19 protein-coding genes are annotated in these 18749 nt (G+C 57.5%); 10 read left to right on the top strand and 9 right to left on the bottom strand.

Annotated elements, in window-relative coordinates; genetic code table 11:
* Positions 1–144: 144 nt before the first annotated feature.
* Positions 145–510: a hypothetical protein gene (locus LVY75_05190; protein XAZ19554.1), complete on the top strand. Its 366-nt coding sequence runs from the start codon at positions 145–147 to the stop codon at positions 508–510.
* Between the two features lie 117 nt (positions 511–627).
* Here the strand turns inward: LVY75_05190 and LVY75_05195 are convergent, their stop codons facing one another.
* Positions 628–1059, bottom strand: a complete 432-nt coding sequence (locus LVY75_05195; GenBank protein XAZ19555.1) for a hypothetical protein — start codon at positions 1057–1059, stop codon at positions 628–630.
* 308 nt (positions 1060–1367) lie between these two features.
* Here LVY75_05195 and LVY75_05200 point away from each other — a divergent pair, with 308 nt between their 5' ends.
* Positions 1368–2528 (top strand): hypothetical protein, encoded by a 1161-nt coding sequence (locus tag LVY75_05200; protein ID XAZ19556.1) that lies wholly within the window; start codon positions 1368–1370, stop codon positions 2526–2528.
* Here the strand turns inward: LVY75_05200 and LVY75_05205 are convergent.
* Positions 2518–2754 (bottom strand): hypothetical protein, encoded by a 237-nt coding sequence (locus tag LVY75_05205; protein XAZ19557.1) that lies wholly within the window; start codon positions 2752–2754, stop codon positions 2518–2520. The genes LVY75_05200 and LVY75_05205 overlap by 11 nt on opposite strands.
* 449 nt (positions 2755–3203) lie before the next feature.
* On the opposite strand from LVY75_05205, the gene LVY75_05210 reads away from it, so the two are divergent.
* Complete coding sequence (locus LVY75_05210) at positions 3204–3611, top strand: hypothetical protein (protein ID XAZ19558.1); 408 nt, start codon at positions 3204–3206, stop codon at positions 3609–3611.
* Here LVY75_05210 and LVY75_05215 read toward each other — a convergent pair.
* From LVY75_05215 to LVY75_05240, 6 genes are all read right to left on the bottom strand, one after another.
* The gene (locus LVY75_05215; protein XAZ19559.1) at positions 3562–4020 is read right to left on the bottom strand and encodes a hypothetical protein; all 459 of its coding nucleotides are present in this window, start codon (positions 4018–4020) and stop codon (positions 3562–3564) included. The two genes, LVY75_05210 and LVY75_05215, sit on opposite strands and share 50 nt — an antisense overlap.
* Before the next feature lie 187 nt (positions 4021–4207).
* Positions 4208–4393: a hypothetical protein gene (locus tag LVY75_05220; protein XAZ19560.1), complete on the bottom strand. Its 186-nt coding sequence runs from the start codon at positions 4391–4393 to the stop codon at positions 4208–4210.
* Positions 4394–4742: 349 nt separating this feature from the next.
* Positions 4743–5510, bottom strand: coding sequence for a metallophosphoesterase (locus LVY75_05225; protein ID XAZ19561.1), 768 nt, complete (start codon positions 5508–5510; stop codon positions 4743–4745).
* A gap of 120 nt (positions 5511–5630) precedes the next feature.
* Entirely contained in the window at positions 5631–6620 is a 990-nt protein-coding gene (locus tag LVY75_05230; GenBank protein XAZ19562.1) for a hypothetical protein, read from the bottom strand.
* On the bottom strand, positions 6617–8557 hold the full coding sequence (locus LVY75_05235; protein XAZ19563.1) for an AAA family ATPase: 1941 nt from the start codon (positions 8555–8557) through the stop codon (positions 6617–6619). The genes LVY75_05230 and LVY75_05235 overlap by 4 nt, the downstream gene beginning before the upstream one ends.
* 68 nt (positions 8558–8625) lie before the next feature.
* The gene (locus LVY75_05240; protein XAZ19564.1) at positions 8626–8973 is read right to left on the bottom strand and encodes a hypothetical protein; all 348 of its coding nucleotides are present in this window, start codon (positions 8971–8973) and stop codon (positions 8626–8628) included.
* Positions 8974–9146: 173 nt separating this feature from the next.
* Between LVY75_05240 and LVY75_05245 the strand changes: the two genes are divergently transcribed.
* Both LVY75_05245 and LVY75_05250 read left to right on the top strand, forming a co-directional pair.
* Complete coding sequence (locus tag LVY75_05245; GenBank protein ID XAZ19565.1) at positions 9147–9656, top strand: helix-turn-helix transcriptional regulator; 510 nt, start codon at positions 9147–9149, stop codon at positions 9654–9656.
* Between the two features lie 460 nt (positions 9657–10116).
* Positions 10117–11307, top strand: coding sequence for an MFS transporter (locus LVY75_05250; GenBank protein XAZ19566.1), 1191 nt, complete (start codon positions 10117–10119; stop codon positions 11305–11307).
* A gap of 49 nt (positions 11308–11356) precedes the next feature.
* Here the strand turns inward: LVY75_05250 and LVY75_05255 are convergent, their stop codons facing one another.
* A complete protein-coding gene (locus LVY75_05255) occupies positions 11357–12370 on the bottom strand; it encodes a LacI family transcriptional regulator (GenBank protein XAZ19567.1) in 1014 nt (337 codons plus the stop codon).
* A gap of 180 nt (positions 12371–12550) precedes the next feature.
* Here LVY75_05255 and LVY75_05260 point away from each other — a divergent pair, with 180 nt between their 5' ends.
* The 5 genes from LVY75_05260 to ugpC all read left to right on the top strand — a co-directional run bounded on the left by LVY75_05260 (position 12551) and on the right by ugpC (position 18728).
* Positions 12551–13795 carry a sugar ABC transporter substrate-binding protein gene (locus LVY75_05260; protein ID XAZ19568.1) on the top strand — a complete coding sequence of 415 codons (1245 nt, stop codon included), beginning with the start codon at positions 12551–12553 and terminating at the stop codon, positions 13793–13795.
* 75 nt (positions 13796–13870) lie between these two features.
* Positions 13871–14797 (top strand): sugar ABC transporter permease, encoded by a 927-nt coding sequence (locus LVY75_05265; protein ID XAZ19569.1) that lies wholly within the window; start codon positions 13871–13873, stop codon positions 14795–14797.
* On the top strand, positions 14797–15660 hold the full coding sequence (locus LVY75_05270; GenBank protein XAZ19570.1) for a carbohydrate ABC transporter permease: 864 nt from the start codon (positions 14797–14799) through the stop codon (positions 15658–15660). The genes LVY75_05265 and LVY75_05270 overlap by 1 nt, the downstream gene beginning before the upstream one ends.
* A 29-nt stretch (positions 15661–15689) precedes the next feature.
* Positions 15690–17621, top strand: coding sequence for a glycoside hydrolase family 127 protein (locus LVY75_05275; GenBank protein XAZ19571.1), 1932 nt, complete (start codon positions 15690–15692; stop codon positions 17619–17621).
* Positions 17622–17630: 9 nt separating this feature from the next.
* The gene (ugpC, locus tag LVY75_05280; GenBank protein XAZ19572.1) at positions 17631–18728 is read left to right on the top strand and encodes a sn-glycerol-3-phosphate ABC transporter ATP-binding protein UgpC; all 1098 of its coding nucleotides are present in this window, start codon (positions 17631–17633) and stop codon (positions 18726–18728) included.
* Positions 18729–18749 lie beyond the last annotated feature (21 nt).

Below are 18749 nucleotides of genomic sequence, written 5' to 3' on the forward strand. Positions count from 1 at the left end.
TCGAGACGTGTAGGCTGGGTAGACCAATGTATGGTCGATCCGACGAACCCAGGCGTCGATTGGCGGAGCCACATCCATCGCGCAGGTTCCACCAGTACGCTGTTCCACCTCTTACACACGCGTAGCAGAGGCTCGGCTAGCAGCATGAGCCTTCTGGAACAAGGTCATTTTGGGCCGTTTTGTACGTTTGAGATGGTCGAGCTTGAAGAGGCGACCGAGCGGTTTCGCATCGAGCTGGGTGGGGCTATCAGATCAAAGATCGAACTGCTCCAGGAGAAACGAGCCAAGCTTCCACAAAACGGAAACCGCGTGCGCGAATGGATCGACTCCAGATTTTCGGATGAGATCGTCTCGCTCGCAGAAGCTGACTACGATCTTGAGCACGGCTTCCGCAACCTGCGTCAACCGGCAAGGGCAAGGGCGTGCCTTGAGGTCATGCGGGAAGCGGCAGTACACCCTGTCGCGGTCGAAGCCGAATTGCTGGGCTTGCTCGAGGTCCTGGCCTCGTAACCGTCACAGACGAAGGCCGCGGGGAGGAAGGCTGCACGCGTGTGGAGCCGCTTGGCTTCTAATGTGCCAATGAAACGAAAACCTAGAGATGCTTAGTCTGTGAGGCAGGCGACTGTCCTAAACGAGCGCGACCCCACGCAGCGACCGCCGTACACTATCGATTTCCGCCGCCAACCCGCGGATCGCTTCAATCGAAAGGTTGTGCCGTGAGCCATCGGGACCTACGCAGACCACCACTGCGCTATCCGTCTCCCAAGGATTGGCAGCAACAGATTGAATACCGTGCGCTAGAAGATTCCGGGCTCTCGAAACCTTCTCCACGGCAGTGAGATAGTCAATGAGCCAGCTTCTTGCTGAACCGGCCGCGGCCTCACTCATGTAAGCTCTCCAGTGGGTGATAACGGCACCCTTGGCCAATCGTCCTTGCAGGCCTGCTTCCTCGAGTTGGCGGCGCATCTCGTTCTCAAGGAAGCACCAGTAGATTTGAACCTGACCGATTTCATATGCCAGATCACGGAGGGTTGGATTGGGAAAAACGTCGGTGTTCATGCGGGAAACCATATAGCATGCCACAGAGTTCGCCAGTCCAGCACTTCTCAGACAAGGTCCGCTCGCTGAGGCAATAAACCAAGACACAAGTATTCTTGCGACCCCAAGGGTGTCCCTTGTCTGCCCCTCGCTTCACTGAATTCCATTAAACCGTTTTCCCTCTTGCCAGCCCCATTTTTCCGGGCGAGCATTCCATAACGGTCGCGGCGAACTCGTAGTGGGGTCGACCATCAAACCACCGATCAGCAAGATGCTGTGCCCATCCTGGGAATGATTCCGGGGGGAGCGAACGCGTCCATAGGAGCCCAATGACTACGCCCTCTGAAGTCTTCACCCTCGCAACAGGCGCTTTCCCAGAACGATATAAAAACGGCACCCAGGCAGAGGGGCCGGTTTACGGTGCGCAGCTGATGTTTACGGGACCGGATGCGGCCATCGAAGTGATCGGAAACAAGATAACGCGGTACATGTTCGGCCTTCCGAGCGACAATCCGGCGTTCGCCGAGCTGATCGACAACTACGAGGACTCGATCCTCGAAACCGTAGGCGGCCTGAGGAAAGCCCCCGACGACCGCGTCGTATTTACAGGTGTCTGGTATCATTTGGACTACAACGAGCGGCCGCGTTTTGAGCCGTACGTCGTCCATGTCATCTCGACGGACGGCTCGATATCGTCGCGGCGCTACATGCTCGAAATGTTTGACTACGACAGCCCCGACGAGGGCTTCATGGGCATGTTGGCTCTTGAGACGACGTCGCCGAAGGAGATTTGCGAGTTTCTGAAAAAGGAAGCCGCCAAGATTACGAGGCGGGGAAACTCCGCCCATGAAAACTGTGGCTTGACGCCGTTGCAGGGTGCCATCTGGTTCCCCGCTGAAGACAACAACGAAGACGACATCCCGATCATTGTCACGAAATTGTTTACTGTTGCGGCGTCGGACCAACAACCCGCCTACGACACCGATATTTTCCCTTCAGAGGCGCACACTCCCTTTCGCCACGAGTTCGCCGAAGCTCTCGTGGAGGCAGTAGAGATAGCGGAAATCACACCGCGATTAGTTTCGGCCTATAATGCGATCGTTACCGACGAAGCTTCGGATCCATCCAAAAAGTGGGTTCTTAGAGAGCTATCCTACAGCAAGTTCGGTGTTTACAGCGGGGAACTCGTTTTCCGAGGGCCGAGGACAGGACCAATCAAGCTATCGGAGCTTGCGAATAGCTCTGCCGCGCATGGCTACTGGTTTCAGGTACGGCACGGAGACGACATCCATGAACCTATGTTTTCCACATTCGATGACGACGACAGAAGTGGCCCGTACAGCGGCGACGTAGTTCTGCACGATCGTCGGGACGCGCAGGCTTCGTACGACGAGCCGCGGTGCCTGCTTCAAAGTGATTGGATAGAGCGACATTCCGGGACTGCCGTCCGCTACATGGCGCTTGGCCCGGAGCCTCGCCTCAGCTGGTGATTTTCGTCAGCCATCGAGATTCCCCGAGCCGGGCGAACTCCATTCCACGCCACTTCAACATCATGGAACAAGCGACCGCGGTGCGCGCCGTCGCCCGATCCGCGATAGGGGCTTGGCCGTTGATGGAATTCGCCAGCGCGCGGATTTTTCGGTCGATTTCAGCGCAAGTGATGCCGGCTCCCGCATCAAATCCGTTCGTGAAGCGGCGACCGAACGAAACATCCACTTCGATGATCTTCCAAAGGCGTACTTCGATTTCCTGCCGGTCTGAGTGGTCTGGCACCCACCACGCAATTCTGGCTATCCCTCTCTCGTGGAGTACGCGATCGGAGAGAAGGCGCGATCAGATCGCAAAGCGCAAGCAGTGTGATCGGCAGATTTGCCAATGCACACATCATCGACGACCGCATGCCGACCAAATACGATCGTTCCCTCGCACTGGAACCTGATCCCGCCAGACCTAGAGCGGAAAATCTTGAGAAATTGGCCCCTACCTCCTCCGACGACGCTGATCGCCAGAGGAGAATTGACTAATTGTATTCGCGAAGGTTGAGGTCTTTATCGACATCCACGATCGTTCCTTTGAAGGCGGCCATTTTCGATAACTGCGCATTAATCCCCCTGTTCTAAGACCAACGCGGAATGTCCACATCTAGTAGAAGCAGCGGAAACATAATGGGATTTAGTGCAAGAATTTCCGATGGTGAACTGGTCTTCTCTGCTCTTGTGGATGGTGTGATGACCGAGTTTGGGTCGGGAGAAATAGGTTTCCAGAAAGCTTTCGCTCACATCAGGCGAGAACAGAACCAAATGTTCGAGAAAGCCGAAAATCAACAAAGAATGCTCATAGCCGCAGGCGTAAAAATTCTCGAAAAGCACTTCTTCGACAACGAGAAGCTATTGAAAGCGTTGTTGGGCGAACGTGAACTCGATCTGAACCAAGCCGATGATGGCAAATATTCATTTTCGATACGCGAGGGTCTTCACGTACCTGTTTTCGTCACTGACAGTCTGAGCGATATAATCGATCATCTCAGGCTGCCTGTAGAAAGGCCTCGTCCGGGACTTGATCCGCAAAGGTAAGCTTTACTAGTTCGTCGCGGTTTGCTTGGCCTTGTTGCGAAATGAATCTTCGCGCGTTGGCCACGACGGACTCGGTTTCAGGTCGTCCTGCGTAAAGTCTAAGGGTCTGATCAATATCCAGCAGGCAGCCCGCGCCATGATTTCTTTCCACAGCCAGCCATATATCGAGCAGGGTCTTGGCAGCATTGATCGTCGATCGCCATTTGGCCTTGTTTTGCACATGCATTGCAGCCCAGTCGATCCAGTAGCGAAGGCTTTCGGTGTCACCACGCGATATCGAAGACCATATTAGCTGGATTGGAATCGGTTCTTTTGTGCATCCCACTGGAGAGGCCACAACTTGCATCGCGAAATCCGTCACTTGAACTCTCAGCTTTCGAATCCGCTTCCCATCTCGTGCGTTGATCATTTGAACGTTACCTAATCGAACCTAAACAATTTTCCCCACTGAATTGAACCGGCGCAACGGCGATGTGGGTTTAATCTGATTACAGTCCTGCCTTCTGTTGGCGGCTAGCTACTATGCATATGTAATTCTGGAGCTTTTGACTCAGTGTTGATCCGGTAATTTGCAGCCAGCGGTATTGCTTTTAAGATCAGGGCGTCTCGTCTTTCCGGCGCTCGATCACACCGTCTCCCAAGGAATAGTCCTGTTCAGTACGCTGCGCCTTCCGACCGCCACGGCCGCGCAGAAAGACTGCTACGGCAGGATCGTTGGCTTCACTGTCGGCCATCGGCTCCTTTGCGTCTGAAACTTCTGTTGTCCCATCTGCTTCGCGCATCAACAGACCTCCTTTTATCGATAGCTAAGCGATCCGCCGCCAGATCACGTCGCCGGATAAACCGTGCCTCGTCTTGCCGGATTCGATAGCAAATCCCACAAGCTATTTCTCAAAGAAAAGCCCGCGAAGCGGCCACTAGGAGAGAACCCCATTGCGGTCGCCGCGCGGGCGTTGATATCGAACTGTCACCTCTTGAGGAGGCATTGTCAAATGGGATCGATTAACAACGGCTAGACACCGACTTATCTTCGTAGTCGGGAAGCTCGCTACCGCTCGCGCTATGAATCCTTGGTGCTAGGTCCAAGATGGTCACCGCCGAGGCAACACGCCCTTCTTTCAAATCCCGGCGCTAAGAAATCTCCAGAGTGAAATCGGGATCAAATCCCGTCTTCTCACCCGGGTACCCCCGCGGGTTCGAAACAACCCTCGTATCGCTGATTTGGTAGTCGTTTCTATGGTGCACGTGACCATGGATCCAAACGGTAGGTAGCGTCTCAAGGATGAGGTCTTCGAGGTCGGAAGCGTAGCACGACGTTAGAGGATCGTCTCGATAAGCCGACAATATCGAGCGGGGCGACGGTGCGTGGTGCGAGACGACAACCGTCTTTTGGCCCATTCGTTTCCGCAATTCCGAAAAGATGAAATCCCTGGTCTCCGCGTGCTTTCGAAAAGCGTGGATGGGGCGGAACCGCTGAAACGGAGTCGTCGAATATTTGATCCGCTTGTAGTCGTTCATGCCATTTTCCGCCGCCGCCATCGCCAGCGACGGCTCGCGCCCGAAAAGACCAAAATCGGTCCATAAGGTTCCGCCGACAAAAAGCACGCCGTCGATTTCCACGACGTCGTTTTCTAGGAAATGCAGGTATGGATAGTTTTCCGCAATTTCTGCATTTCTGAGGCCTCCTAGAAGAGAGGCACCATAAAACTCGTGGTTCCCCGCGATAAAAACGATTGGAATGTCGCGGCTAAAATGCCGGAGGAGCCATTCTATGCTCGGGACAATGCCTTTGGTGAGGATATCGCCAGCACAAACTATCACATCGACGCCGACAGGCGGCCGATGTGGAAATGGCTCGCCGAATTCAGCGTGTAGATCGGAAATCACCCAGATTTTCATTTTCTTGCACCGTGTGTTTTGTCGGGGAATGCGCCAAATTCACGAAGGCAACGCAATAAGATGCTGCCGCGCCGACATTGACGCGCCTTGCCATCAGTAGGCCTCTTGTTCGGTCGCCACCTATTCTGAAAGAAACGGAACGTCCGGTAGGTACCGGGCCGCGAATTCGCGTCTCATGTTGAGTGACAGCGGATCGAATTCGATCACGAGTGTGCGCCGAGCCTCGTCGCCCTCGAGCCATCCATCGGCCAGACGCCGGCGGTTGGAGAACACTTTATCAAGGCTAAGGCGGTTCCAGAACTGCAGCGATTTGAGCGCGTCCTCCCGTGTCTTTGCTGTTGGCGCGTGCTGCCTTGCCACCTCGAGCCATTCTTCTATGCGCTCATCGGTAATGGTAGCCGTGGCCTTGATCTTTTCGGCGACCCCATCAGGGACTATGGCCAACGCAACATCGCGAGCCGTCGTGAAGCGGCGATCACGGGTGAAATCGAAACCCCATTCATCAGGAGTGTCGCGCCACAAAATGGTCTCGGCCGCGTCCGTCCATCGACCGCCCAAAACCAGTCCGAGGCTTTCGAACACTGGAAACGCCTCCGGCGCGAGATAGGCAGGACCGGTGCCATGGGCTGCCCGAATGTTGGGCCTTAGGAGCCCCGTCGGATTTGGACGCCCCCGGCTCCCCGGGAAATGTCGATATCCCAAGAGACCGCTCTGCGATGCCAACCGAATGACGATGGCGGCGATGTCGTCCCAACGAGGCAAGAGTGCCGGCAAGGTCGGGTTGGCAGCCGGCTCTACGCCACCCGCAATTTTAAGGGCTTGACCGAAAGCTATCAAAGCATCGCTAGCGGCCTGACACGCGCTGAAGTAAACGAGTTCGCTGTAGTCGAATTGGGTTGCAGGGTCTGGCAATGCGGCCCACAAAAATTCGATTACCGGGCCGACCCACTTGGACGGTTCAGGATCATTTTGAGGACCGCTTCCACCGATTTTGATCCTTCGACCAAGTGGTTGAAACCCCACCTGATCGAGCGCCTCACCCAGCGACCCCGCGGATGGCTTTCCCGGAGTCTTGTGATCACTTGTTGATCGTGTTCGCTTCACCATCATGTGCCAGTCCTCGGCAGCTTCGCCAAGCTGACAACCGATCTTCGGTAAGACCTAAGGATTTCGACGACCTCGTCGCCCGAGAGCGCCTTCTGCTCCAATAAACGCTCGGTCAGTGCATCCAGCGCCCGGCGTTGCGCCCTAATGATGGACCTCACGCGTTCGAACTCACTGGCTAGCACCTGATGTACCTGTTTTCGGAGCTCTTCATTGTTAAGGCGCAACCTCGCGAGTCTCTCCTCGTCAAATTTCTCAACGACCAATGTGTGCCCCATACCCAGCCCTCCCTCGATCGCAGTCGCGAGGTCGGTTGCGTGATTGAGATCCGCCGTACTCGCACCCGACGATCCATCTGCAAACGATCCGAAGACCTCGGTTTCAGCCGCGGCTCCTCCAAGAGAGACAGCAATCGCGTCGAGGTATGTCGCCTTGGTCCTGCGGCGCGGCCCCGCGCGCTGGAATTCCACCTGTCCTACCTGGCCAACACCGTCATCCATTCGAAAACTGGAAATCTTGACGTCGGTTATTTGCCCGAAACCGAGTTGAAATCCGACCAGCGCATGGCCCGCTTCATGGACAGCCAGGCCTCGAAGATAGTCATCGGGGAGAGCAGTCATTGAAGGTAGCTGCTCGACAACATGCCCGGCGGACAAGGTCTCAGACCGTCGGCGCGCAACCCGCTTCGCGTCTCTTGCTAGTCGCGCGATTTCTGCTCCCGCCCAGCCATCCGTCGCGAGTTCGAATTTTTCTGCTTCCTCGCCTTCAAGCGTCACGCCGGAATGAAACTCCAGGATCGCTAGCCGAGACTGTGTGTTCGGAGGTCCGATTTCCAGATGCCGATCAAGCCGCCCGGCACGTCGGAGCGCGGGGTCCACCATTCGGGGGTAGTTGCAGGCCGCAACGACGACGACACCCTCCCGGCGTTCGAAGCCATCCATAAGCGCAAGAAGACCTGCAATTACTCCCCGAGCGTATCCGGCGTTTCGACCCGAATCCGTCCGGTTTCCGATGGCTTCAATCTCATCAATGAAGAGTATCGACGGCGCGTTCGCTTTGGCTTCGGCAAACGAAGCCCGCATGGCTCGAAGATGCTCGTCGAGAGCCCCGGCCTCCTGCCATTTCGAAACCGATCCGTATATTATCGGCACTTTACAAGTGTTCGCCAGCGCGCTGGCGAACATGGTTTTTCCGACGCCCGGCGGCCCGGATATCAAAACTCCGTTGTCGACGTCTTTCCAATCGATAAGACCACCCCGGTAATCAGCGAGGTCTTTCGCTAGATTGTTCCCCCAGTCAAATGCGGGCCCGCTTCCCTGAACGTCCGCCAAGGTGGGACCTGTAGACCCAACGGTCTTTGGCGCGGCGTCTTTTGCGATTGCCACTGGAATGCGTCTTAAACGCTCTAGGGCTCGCAGGGAGGAGCGTCGATCTTGAAAAGCCTTCGATAGGCGCGACCAAGGTTCTGTGAGAAGTAAATCGACGGTGTGTTCGTCCGCTGGCAGCCCTGCCCGCCGCAATGCCGCCTCCACTTCCCTTGTCGTTCGTGGCCCCAACGGTATGACCGCATCCGAAAATAGCCGATTGTCGTCGGTCAATCGGTATTCGGGCGGCGCGAAGAATATGGCACGTTGAAACCTCTCGGCCTGCATCTCGTCGCGACCAGATTTCTCCGACCATTCAAAAACGCGCGAGTCGTTCCATTCATTCGGCGGCCAGAGCCCCTCTGCAAACACTCTCGCGGCCTGCGAGAATACCGGGAGGTAGAAATCATCGTTGGCCACGAGCGTCAGGATAGCTCGGCTGCTCGTCCTGTTCCATGGCCGAAGGGCCCCGGCGATTTGGCAGTAAGCCATGAATACCGGCACCGTTACGTGTTCACCGGCAACAATAGGCTGTCGCCAAGGCACACGTGCTCGTTTGCCCGAATTGTTTTTCGGCATCGATAACTCCATGAATTCAGAATTTGGTATAGAGGCTGCCTAGTTCCGGCGCAGGAAGACCCGCCCTACTAAACTCCTCGAAGACTATCGCTCCAGAAATCAGGTGTCATTGGCGAGCCAAGCCGATACCAGCGCGACATCGTGCGAGGCACGCCGCGCTCTTCGTCCAAATAGAAGAGCTCGGTCGTGCATGCTGCGCGGTTGTCGGTGATGTCAGGATGTCCAATCGTGCGACCCACGAGGCACGGCACACTTCTTTTGATGATGGCCCAGTCTTTGATGAGGACAAGACGCTCTGTTCTTTCAAGAGATCGTTCGACGTTTTCAAGGTCATCCGCGAGCCTGCGGAGCCGGACAGCAAGACGAGCTCGATACGCATCAGAACCACCGATATCATCCGAATCAACGTCAGACATTTTTCCTCCGGACCTTTGCGACTCATTTCTATCGCATATCGATTCTTATAGACTCCATTTGGGATATTAATAGACCCCAAATCAATAATGTTGACAATTTTTTCCTCGGTCGGCTTCTCGACGACATGAGGTTACCCGCACCACCAGAGGCCCTGAGGGTCGCCCGCGCGCTGATGATGCTTTCCCAGCGCGCTGCTGCCACGCGGGCAAACGTAACCCATCGGTACATATCGACAGCCGAAACCTCTGAATCCCTGGTCAGCTTCAATCTCGAATTGGTCGATTTCTACGTGAGCCAGGGTATCGAGTTTCTTGGGGCAGCGTCGGTGGGGCGCGAAGTTTCCCGCGCCGGAGCACGATGGCTCGCTCCGATCTCGCCTGAGGAAGTCCGAGGTTATAAGAGAGATTATCACGTAGAAGAGGCCGGGATATCGTTCCGTGCGGCTCGCGCTATGCTGGGTCACACGCGTGAACAGGTGGCGGAAGAAGCGAACCTGTCCGTTGCGGTCATAAGGGCTCTGGAAAGCGGGGAGCAATGGCAGGAGTCTACCCGGACGCTGCAGGCTTACTATGAACGGAAAAACATAGAGTTCCTCGGCTGGAGCGATGCGTCATCCAAGCTGTTTTACGGGGTCGGCGTTAGGTGGAGCGCGGAGCGTGCCGTTGAGGGAATAGAGCGATAGCCGGTTGTACTAGGACGGCATTCGGGAAGCCGAAATGCCTTTGCTCGGCTAGCCGGTTGACCCTCAAAAGAACGATTCAGTGATCTCAAAAGATCGATGTTTGCGCGAAATTCGGCGCAGAACTCTCTCGTTGAGGGTCGTGGCGAGCCAATTTCGCAACTGAATATTTTGCCAAACCCAGGGCAGTTGAAGTAATACACTACGCGAATTTTCAGATAGTTAGTCGAAATCGTAAGCCGAATCACCGGGGCGTCTGGATCATTTTTTTTCGCAAAAGATCATTTTGATTTGGGCCTATAGCCTGAAAAGAAGCCGAGTCTATGCCCGGAACTAGTTAAGGTTGCTGTTGCGATTGCCGCCGACAAGATATATCTCCGAAATGCCACTCGAAATTGTCTTTTTTCGCCACCGTTGCGATTGAGGTCAAACTTCTGAACCGATCACATCCCGGAGCGATCGAATGCATATCCAGCCGCAACACCGGATCTATGTCTGCTTCTTTCTCTTCGCGATCTCGATGGGTGCGCTACTCTCGCGCCTGCCCGACCTTCAGGACGCACTGGCCGTCAATAAGTCCGAGCTCGGCCTGACGCTGATCGGCGCCGCAATCGGCGCGCTGATCTCCTTGACCTTCGCTTCGCCGCTGATTGCCCGCTTTGGTGCGCGCAAGACGGCGTTTCTGACGGTACTCGGCACGTCCGCTCTGCTGGCAACCATCCCCTGGGCCAACGCCGCCTGGCTGGTTTTCTTTATCCTTTTTTGTGAGGGCTTGCTGGCCGGCGCGCTGGAAATCAATCTCAATGTCGAGATCGATCGCATCGAGGCGCAACTCGGCCGCGGCGTGATGAACAGGGCGCATGGCTTCTGGAGCCTCGGATTCTTCCTGACCGCACTTGCCGGCTCCGCCGTACGTCAAGCGGGCGTGCCGATGCATCTGCATCTTGCGCTGACATTCACTTTCGTTCTGATCGTCGGCATTGTCGTGATCTCAGGCATTGAGAATGCGCCGGCCCGTGCCGGGGCCGAGCATGTGGATGGCCCAAGCATAGCGCTGCCGACATGGGGGCTCATGCCACTTTGCGTGATCGGCATTGCCGCATTTCTGGTGGAAGGCGCCGGCATCGACTGGTCAGCAATCTATATGCGAGATGTTTTCGCAGTCGAACCCTTTCTCGGCGGTCTTGGACTGACGCTATTTACCTTCTTCATGGCGATCGCCCGACTGTTTGTCGATCCGCTCGTCGACCGGTTTGGTGCGCGTGCGGTTGCAACGTTCTTGCTCATTTTCTCGACCATAGGACTTTGTGCCGTTTGGCTGGCGCCGCACCCCTATGTCGCGCTGCTCGGTTTTGCATTGATGGGCGGCGGCTGCAGTGCGGTCTATCCTCTCGCCGTTTCCGCGGCAGCACAACGGACTGATCGCCCCGCCCATTTGAACGTTGCAGCCCTCGGGCAGATGTCCTTCGTCGTGTTCTTTCTGGCGCCACCCTTGCTCGGCTTCGTTGCCGAGCATGCGGGCATCAGGATCGCCTACCTCGTCTGCCTGCCGGTCATCATTGTCGCCCTGTGTTTGACGAAGGCGCTGAAGCCCCGCGAAGTTGAAAGCAGGACAAGGATCGAAGCCACGGCCGATCAGGCCGCACGCGGCTGAGGCTCGATCTGCTCATCGCACCTTGGCCGCGCACAATGGCGCAGCCCCTTCAAGCTTGATCGGCTTGCCCGGCGGAACGGCGAAAGACGAGCGTACATGGCAGTCTCTCGACGCCTGGCTCGATCGCCTCGCCTTTCGACAAGGCAAGGATCGCTAGCCCCGCCCGATGACCAAGCTCCTTGAGTTCCATGTCGATGGTCGTCAACGGCGGACGTGTCTGCCGTGAGACGACCTCCCAATTGTCGAAACCGACCACCGCGACGTCGCCCGGGATGGAAATATTTCTGTCGCGCAGCGCGTCGATGACGCCACGGGCGATCTCGTCGCTACCGCAGAAGATCGCATCCGGTTTTGCCCCGGATCGCGAGAAGACGGTTTCGATCGCCGCATGTCCCCACTCCTCCGACCAGTCGCCGAACATGACCTCGGCCGCCGACCCGACGAGCTCCCGATAGGCCTCGGCGCGGATGCAGGCAGCGCGATAGTTCTGCTCGCCGGTGATATGCAGAATGCGCGACCGGCCGAGAGCCTGAAGATGTTCGACTGCGAGGCGCGCGCCTTGAGCATCATCGGGATGAAAGCTGACGCTGTCCGATGGCCCCTGCGCGAAGACATAGACCACCGGAATGCCCAGTTGTGTCAGTTCCGGAGGTGGCTCCATGTCGATGCGTGTCGCGGTGAAGATGATGCCGTCGACCTGTCTGTCGCGCAGCGCTTCGAGATGCAGTCTCGCCAGTCGCGGATCATTGTTGGTGGCACAGAGGAAAAGCGAGACGCCATGATCGACCAGCACTTCCGAGACGCCGCTCGCCATCGGCAAGGTTAGACGCCCATAGGTGTCGTTGGTCAGCATTCCAATCGCGTGGCTGCGCTTGGTCAGCAACCCACGCGCGAGCGCATTCGGGCGAAATCCGATTTCCTCGGCGATCCGCCTTACCTTTTCGCGGGTTTGGGCATTGGTTCGCCCGGTGCCGTTCAGCGCGTTCGAGGCCGTTGAAATACTTACCCCCGCAGCCTTCGCTACGTCACGGATCGTATGCCGGCCGCCACCAGTTTCTTTCAAATTCGCACCCATTCAACTACTTTGTTAAAACCTTTTAGCAGAAAAAATTTAGCTGCTAAAAGGTTTTAACAAAAACATGGCCTTTTGATGCATACAGCCTGTCGACATAAAAAATTTTCTCATTTAACGTCGTCTTTGTCTCGAGGCAGAGGAGCCTCGCATAAGAGAAGGGGAACCCGCATGATACATTTGAAAACCACCATTGCCGCTGTTGCACTGCTGGCGAGCTCTTCTCTCGCCAGCGCCGAAGAAATCACGCTATGGGTGCGGACATCTTCGGGTGCCGTGCTTCAGGGACTCGCCGAAAAATACAATGCCTCGCATTCCGACAAGGTTAATGTGACCCAGATCACCGCCGAGCAGATGGTGCCGAAGCTGGGCGCCGCGATCGCTGGCGGCGCAGCACCTGACGGCGCGGTCCTCGACCTGATCTATCTGCCGACCTTCGCCGCCAATGACAGCCTTGAGGACATCAGCGATTTCGTCAAGGGATTGCCCTATTCGGCGGCGCTCAGCCCATCGCATATCCGCCTTGCCACCTATGACGGCAAGGTCTACGGCGTGCCGGCCCTGCCCGATGCCTCGATCATCGCCTACAATACCGACCTCTTCAAGAAAGCCGGCCTCGACCCGGACAAGGCGCCTGCCTCCCTCGAGGAGATTGCTGCCGACGCGAAGAAGATCCATGCGCTCGACAAGGAAACCTATGGCTTCTATTTCGTCGCCAATTCCGGCAGCTGGTTGATCTACGATTTCCTGCCGCACCTCTGGGCTGCCAATGCCGATGTGCTCTCCGATGACGGCCGCACCGCCACCGTCGATACGCCGGCCATGCGCGACACGATTGCCGCCTATCGTGACATGTGGAAGGAAGGCGCGATCCATCCGACTTCACGTTCCGGCAACGGCAACAACGCCGTCGAAGCGTTTGCTTCCGGAAAGGTCGGCATCCTCATGACCGGCTCCTACATCGTCAACCTGCTGACCAGCAAATATCCGGACGTGAAGTTCGCGGTCGCCCCAATCCCCGGCCCGAAGGGCGGCGCATCGAGCTTTGCCGGCGGTGATACAGTGGCCCTCATCAAGGGCATCAGCGAGGGGAAGAAGAAGGTCGCGCTCGACTTCGTGAAATTCTACATGGAGCCCGAACAGCAGGTTTATATCACGCAGGAATCCGGCATGCCGTCGCGCACGGACCTTGCCAAGGAAGCCTACGCCAAATTCGACCCGCGCAACCTGATCGCCTATGACATCCTCGCCAAAGCGCGCACGCCCTATACCTTCTCCTCGGATGAGTTGTTCGTCAGCCGCACCGGCCCGTTTCTCAACCTGATCCAGGGCACGATCTTCGGCGACGACGTCGATGGTTCGATCAAGAAGGCGCAGGACGACTTCACCAAGATCCTCGACCGCACAAACCCGTAACAACATCTGATGCGGGGCGGTCGTCCGCCCCGCACATTCCGGATTGCCGACGCGCGGTTTTGAAATCTTCGAGGAATGACAGTGGTCGACACGCCGACAACACACATAAAACAGCCGGCCGCCGGGGAGCCGGAGCCGAAGGGGTGGCTGGGACTGGCCTTCATCCTGCCCGGCTTCCTCTTCATCCTGGTGCTGTTTCTCGTTCCGCTCGCCATGACCATATGGATGAGCTTCTACAACTGGCCGCTACTCGGCCGGAAGAAATTCATCGGTCTTGCCAATTACAGCGAACTTCTCGGCGACATGCAGCTCTGGCATTCGCTCGGCTTTACCATGCTCTATACGGTGTTGGTGACGGCAGCGATTTTCGCCGTTGCCTTTCCGCTGGCGCTGCTCGTCGACCGCCCGCTGCGCTCCGCCGGCTTCTTCCGCACGATCTTCTTCATGCCTGTCGTGATCGGTTTCGGCGCGGCGTCGACGCTCTGGATGTGGCTGCTCAATCCAGACAGCGGCGTTTTCGCACAGGTGCTGCGCGGCATCGGTCTCATCAGCTCGGCACCTCGTCCGCTCGAGAGCTTCTGGCCGGCGATGGCCGTCATCATCCTGATGGTCGTGTGGAAGACTGCGGGCTTCACCATGGTCATCCTGCTGACCGGCCTGCAGGGCATTTCCAACGATGTCATCGAAGCCGCGAAGATCGACGGCGCCAGCGTCTTCAGCCGCTTCCGCCGTATCACCCTACCCCTGATGCGCAATTCGCTGGTGCTGGCGCTGGTTCTCAACGTCACTTCGTCCATGCTCGCCTTCGACCAGTTCTTCATCATCACCCAGGGCGGGCCTGAAAACAGCACGATCTCGGCGGTATTTTCGATCTATCTGGCGTCATTCTCGTCTTATCGGCTCGGCTACGGTTCGGCGCTCTCCTTTGCGCTGCTGATCGTGCTGGTCGCCATCAGCGCCATTCAATTCGTGCTGCTGCGCGAGCGGCCGGAGGAAGGCTAATGACTCAAGCGAAGACAAACACCAATTCGCGCGGCGGCCAGACGGGATACCTCCTCTTCCTGCTCGTATCGATCCTGTTTGCGATCTTCTTCATCATGCCGATCGTCTGGTCGCTTGCCAATTCCTTCAAGCCGGCCGCCGAAGCGCTTGCCAATCCGGCTGCGCTCTTTTCGAAGACCTTCTCGCTGGAGAATTACCGCCGGCTCGAGAATGTCGGGGCCGGCTGGTATGTCTATGCCGCCAATTCCGTGATGATCGCGATCGGTACGGTTCTCCTGACCGTCATCGTCTCCGTGCCGGCCGGTTACGGCTTCTCCAAGTTCAGGTTTCCGGGCCAGTCGATCCTCTTCGTGCTGATCATGGCAACGATGATGATCCCGTTCCAGTCGATCCTGACGCCGCTGTTCTTGATCCTGAAACTGCTTGGATTGCAGAACAGCCTGGTCGGCCTGGTGCTGATCTACGTGACCTTCCAGTTGCCCTTTTCGGTCTTCATGATGCGCAATGCCTTTGACGCCGTGCCGAAGGCGCTGATCGAGGCGGCGCGTATCGATGGGGCCTCGCAGGCGACGATCCTGCGCCGTATCATGCTGCCGATTGCGTTGCCGGGCGTCGCGACAGTGGCGATGTTTGCCTTCCTCAACTCGTGGAACGAGTTCCTGGCTGCCCTCATCTTCCTGTCGGACCAGAACAAGTTCACGCTGCCGATCATGCTCGTGAATGTCTCCTCCGGCCTTTACGGCATCATCGACTGGGGCGCCCTGCAGGCGGGCATCGCGGTCACCATGATCCCCTGCATCATCCTCTTCCTTCTTCTGCAACGCTATTATGTGCGCGGCCTGACGGCCGGCGCCGTGAAATGAAAAGCGGCCCGTCCGCTCAAGGAGTTCCAATGCCTATCGCCCAGAAATCCCCTTCCCGATCGCCGATCGACCGTTACGTACCCGCCGACCATACCCGCGTCGCTTTCAATGGTGGCTTCTGGAAGAGCTGGACGGAAACCGTCCGTAGCGTGACCATCCCGACCCAGCATATGCGGCTCGACGAGGAAGGCTTCCTCGAAGTGCTCGATTTCGACAGGCCGGCCGGTCCGCTGGCGCGGCCGATCCAGCCGAGCGGGTTGTCGATGCAACATTTCTTCGATTCCGATTTCGGCAAGTGGATCGAGGCCGCAAGCTACACGCTGAAGAACAACCCGAACCCTGAGATCGAGGCAAAGATCGACGCAATCGTCGAGAAGCTCGAACATGGCCAGATGGCCGACGGCTATCTCAACAGCTGGTTCATCCGGCGCGAGCCGGAAAAGCGCTGGACCAATCTGCGCGACCTGCATGAAATGTATTCGATGGGCCATCTGCTGGAAGGCGCCGTCGCCTATTACGAGGCGACCGGCAAGCGCCGTTTCCTGGATGTGATGATCCGCGCCGTCGATCACATCATCGAGACGTTCGGCCGCGAACCGGGCAAGCTGCGCGGCTACGATGCGCATGAGGAAATCGAGCTAGCGCTGGTCAAGCTTTACCGCGTTACTAGGGATCCTCGCCATCTTGATCTCGCGACCTATTTCGTCGACGAACGCGGCCAGATGCCCTCCTATTATGACGAGGAGGCGCGCAAGCGTGGCGAAGACCCGGCCAGCTATGTCTTCCAGACTTATGCCTACAGCCAGGCGCATATGCCGGTGCGCGAACAGACGCAGGTGGTCGGGCATGCCGTGCGCGCCATGTATCTGTTCTCGGCGATGGCCGATCTCGCGTTCGAGAATGACGACGAGAGCCTGAAAAGTGCCTGCGCCCGGCTTTTCGACAATCTGGTCGGCCGCCAGCTCTATGTCACCGGCGGCCTCGGCCCCTCCGCTTCGAACGAGGGCTTCACCAGGGAATACGACCTGCCGAATGAAACGGCCTATGCCGAGACCTGTGCCGCCGTGGCACTCGGTTTCTTCAGCCACCGCATGGCGCAGATCGAGCTCGACAGCAAGTTCACCGACAAGCTCGAAACCGTGCTCTACAATGGCGCCCTGTCAGGCATATCCCGCGACGGTGAGCATTATTTCTACGAAAATGTGCTCGAAAGCCACGGCCAGAACCGTCGCTGGAAGTGGCACTACTGCCCGTGCTGCCCGACCAATATCGCCCGATTCATCACCTCGCTCGGCCAGTATTTCTACTCGACCAAGGCCGACGAGGTGGCAATCCATCTGTATGGCGAAAATGCCGCCGAACTCTCGGTCGGCAATGTTTTCCTGCGGCTGACACAGAAGACTCAGTATCCGTGGAACGGCGATGTCAAAGTCTCGCTCGGCCTCGATCAGCCGAAGCGCTTCACGCTACGTCTGCGCATTCCCGGCTGGTGCCGCGATGCAAAGGCCTTCGTCAATGGCGAAGGCACCAAGCTCGACGTTGTCAAGGGATATGCCGCAATCGACCGAGAATGGAAGGATGGCGACGAAGTTCGGCTCGCCTTCGACATGCCGGTAGACCGCCTCTATGCACATCCGGCGGCAACCGAAGACAACGGCCGCTTTGCGCTGCGACGCGGACCTGTCATTTTCTGTGTCGAGGAGGCCGATCTGGGTACGGAGCCACAGCGCCTGAGGTTGCCGTCACAGGGCGAGATCGCCGCAAGCTTCGACGAAACGCTTCTCGGTGGCGCCACGGTTCTCGAGGGCGATGCGCTGGAAGCCGATGCATCCGACTGGCAGGAGACGCTCTATCGCATCCAGCCGCCGGCGCTGAAGCCGAGGCGTTTCAGGGCAATCCCCTACCATCTCTGGGCCAACCGCGAGCCGGGCGCCATGGCCGTCTGGCTGCACGAAAAGTAGGAGATCACCATGGCTCGCCTTGAACTGCGCAACGTGGTCAAATCCTACGGCATATACGAAGCCGTGCGCGGCATTAATCTCGATATCGAGGACAATGAATTCGTCGTCTTCGTCGGCCCATCGGGCTGCGGCAAGTCGACGACCCTGCGCATGATCGCCGGCCTGGAGCACATTACCGGCGGCGATATCGTCATCGGCGATCAGGTCGTCAACCGGCTTGGCCCGGGAAAGCGCGACATTGCCATGGTGTTCCAGAATTACGCGCTCTATCCGCATATGAGTGTCAGGGAAAACATCTCTTTCTGCCTTGAGCAACAAAAGCTCCCAAAGGCGGAGATCGACGAGCGCATCAACCGCGCTGCCGAAACGCTGCATATTACCGAGCTTCTGTCACGTCGTCCCGGCCAGCTTTCGGGTGGTCAGCGCCAGCGTGTCGCCATGGGCCGCGCCATCGTGCGCAATCCAAAAGTCTTCCTGTTCGACGAGCCGCTCTCCAATCTCGACGCCAAGCTGCGCGTGCAAATGCGCACCGAAATCAAACGCTTGCACCAATTGCTGCCGACCACCACGGTCTATGTCACGCACGATCAGGTAGAGGCCATGACCATGGCCGATCGCGTTGTCGTCATGAATGGCGGCATCATCGAGCAGGCTGGACCGCCGCAGGAACTCTATCATCACCCGGTTAGCCAGTTCGTGGCTGGCTTCATCGGATCACCGTCGATGAACTTCCTCACGGCGATGCTTCAAGCCGAGGGAGATGGGCTGGTCGTCATCCTGGACGACGGCAGCCGGCTTGCTGTTCCCGCGACACGGTTTCAAGAATATCGGACGCATGCCGGCAAGCCAGTCATCTTCGGAATCCGGCCGGAATCGATATCAAGCCTTACACAGAAGCCCGGCTTTGAAACCATCGAGGCGAATGTGGATCTGGTGGAGCCACTTGGGCCGGAAACGATGATCTATTTCGACATCGGCTCGGTCAGCATGTGCGCCAATGTCGATCCGGAGAGCGACCCGCGCCCGCGCACGAAAATGCCGCTCTCCTTCAACATGAACCGCATGCATCTCTTCGACCCGGTTGGCGGCAGGTCGCTTTCGGCCTGACCGTCGGGAGTGATGACGCAT

The organism is Sinorhizobium sp. B11, from assembly GCA_039725955.1.
Taxonomy (GTDB): Bacteria; Pseudomonadota; Alphaproteobacteria; order Rhizobiales; family Rhizobiaceae; genus Rhizobium.

Coding starts and splice junctions, on each gene's coding strand:
- LVY75_05190 (XAZ19554.1), top strand. CDS start 145: ATGAGCCTTCTGGAACAAGGTCATTTTGGGCCGTTTTGTACGTTTGAG.
- LVY75_05195 (XAZ19555.1), bottom strand. CDS start 1,059: ATGAACACCGACGTTTTTCCCAATCCAACCCTCCGTGATCTGGCATAT.
- LVY75_05200 (XAZ19556.1), top strand. CDS start 1,368: ATGACTACGCCCTCTGAAGTCTTCACCCTCGCAACAGGCGCTTTCCCA.
- LVY75_05210 (XAZ19558.1), top strand. CDS start 3,204: ATGGGATTTAGTGCAAGAATTTCCGATGGTGAACTGGTCTTCTCTGCT.
- LVY75_05215 (XAZ19559.1), bottom strand. CDS start 4,020: ATGATCAACGCACGAGATGGGAAGCGGATTCGAAAGCTGAGAGTTCAA.
- LVY75_05220 (XAZ19560.1), bottom strand. CDS start 4,393: ATGCGCGAAGCAGATGGGACAACAGAAGTTTCAGACGCAAAGGAGCCG.
- LVY75_05225 (XAZ19561.1), bottom strand. CDS start 5,510: ATGAAAATCTGGGTGATTTCCGATCTACACGCTGAATTCGGCGAGCCA.
- LVY75_05230 (XAZ19562.1), bottom strand. CDS start 6,620: ATGATGGTGAAGCGAACACGATCAACAAGTGATCACAAGACTCCGGGA.
- LVY75_05235 (XAZ19563.1), bottom strand. CDS start 8,557: ATGCCGAAAAACAATTCGGGCAAACGAGCACGTGTGCCTTGGCGACAG.
- LVY75_05240 (XAZ19564.1), bottom strand. CDS start 8,973: ATGTCTGACGTTGATTCGGATGATATCGGTGGTTCTGATGCGTATCGA.
- LVY75_05245 (XAZ19565.1), top strand. CDS start 9,147: ATGATGCTTTCCCAGCGCGCTGCTGCCACGCGGGCAAACGTAACCCAT.
- LVY75_05250 (XAZ19566.1), top strand. CDS start 10,117: ATGCATATCCAGCCGCAACACCGGATCTATGTCTGCTTCTTTCTCTTC.
- LVY75_05260 (XAZ19568.1), top strand. CDS start 12,551: ATGATACATTTGAAAACCACCATTGCCGCTGTTGCACTGCTGGCGAGC.
- LVY75_05265 (XAZ19569.1), top strand. CDS start 13,871: ATGACAGTGGTCGACACGCCGACAACACACATAAAACAGCCGGCCGCC.
- LVY75_05270 (XAZ19570.1), top strand. CDS start 14,797: ATGACTCAAGCGAAGACAAACACCAATTCGCGCGGCGGCCAGACGGGA.
- LVY75_05275 (XAZ19571.1), top strand. CDS start 15,690: ATGCCTATCGCCCAGAAATCCCCTTCCCGATCGCCGATCGACCGTTAC.
- ugpC (XAZ19572.1), top strand. CDS start 17,631: ATGGCTCGCCTTGAACTGCGCAACGTGGTCAAATCCTACGGCATATAC.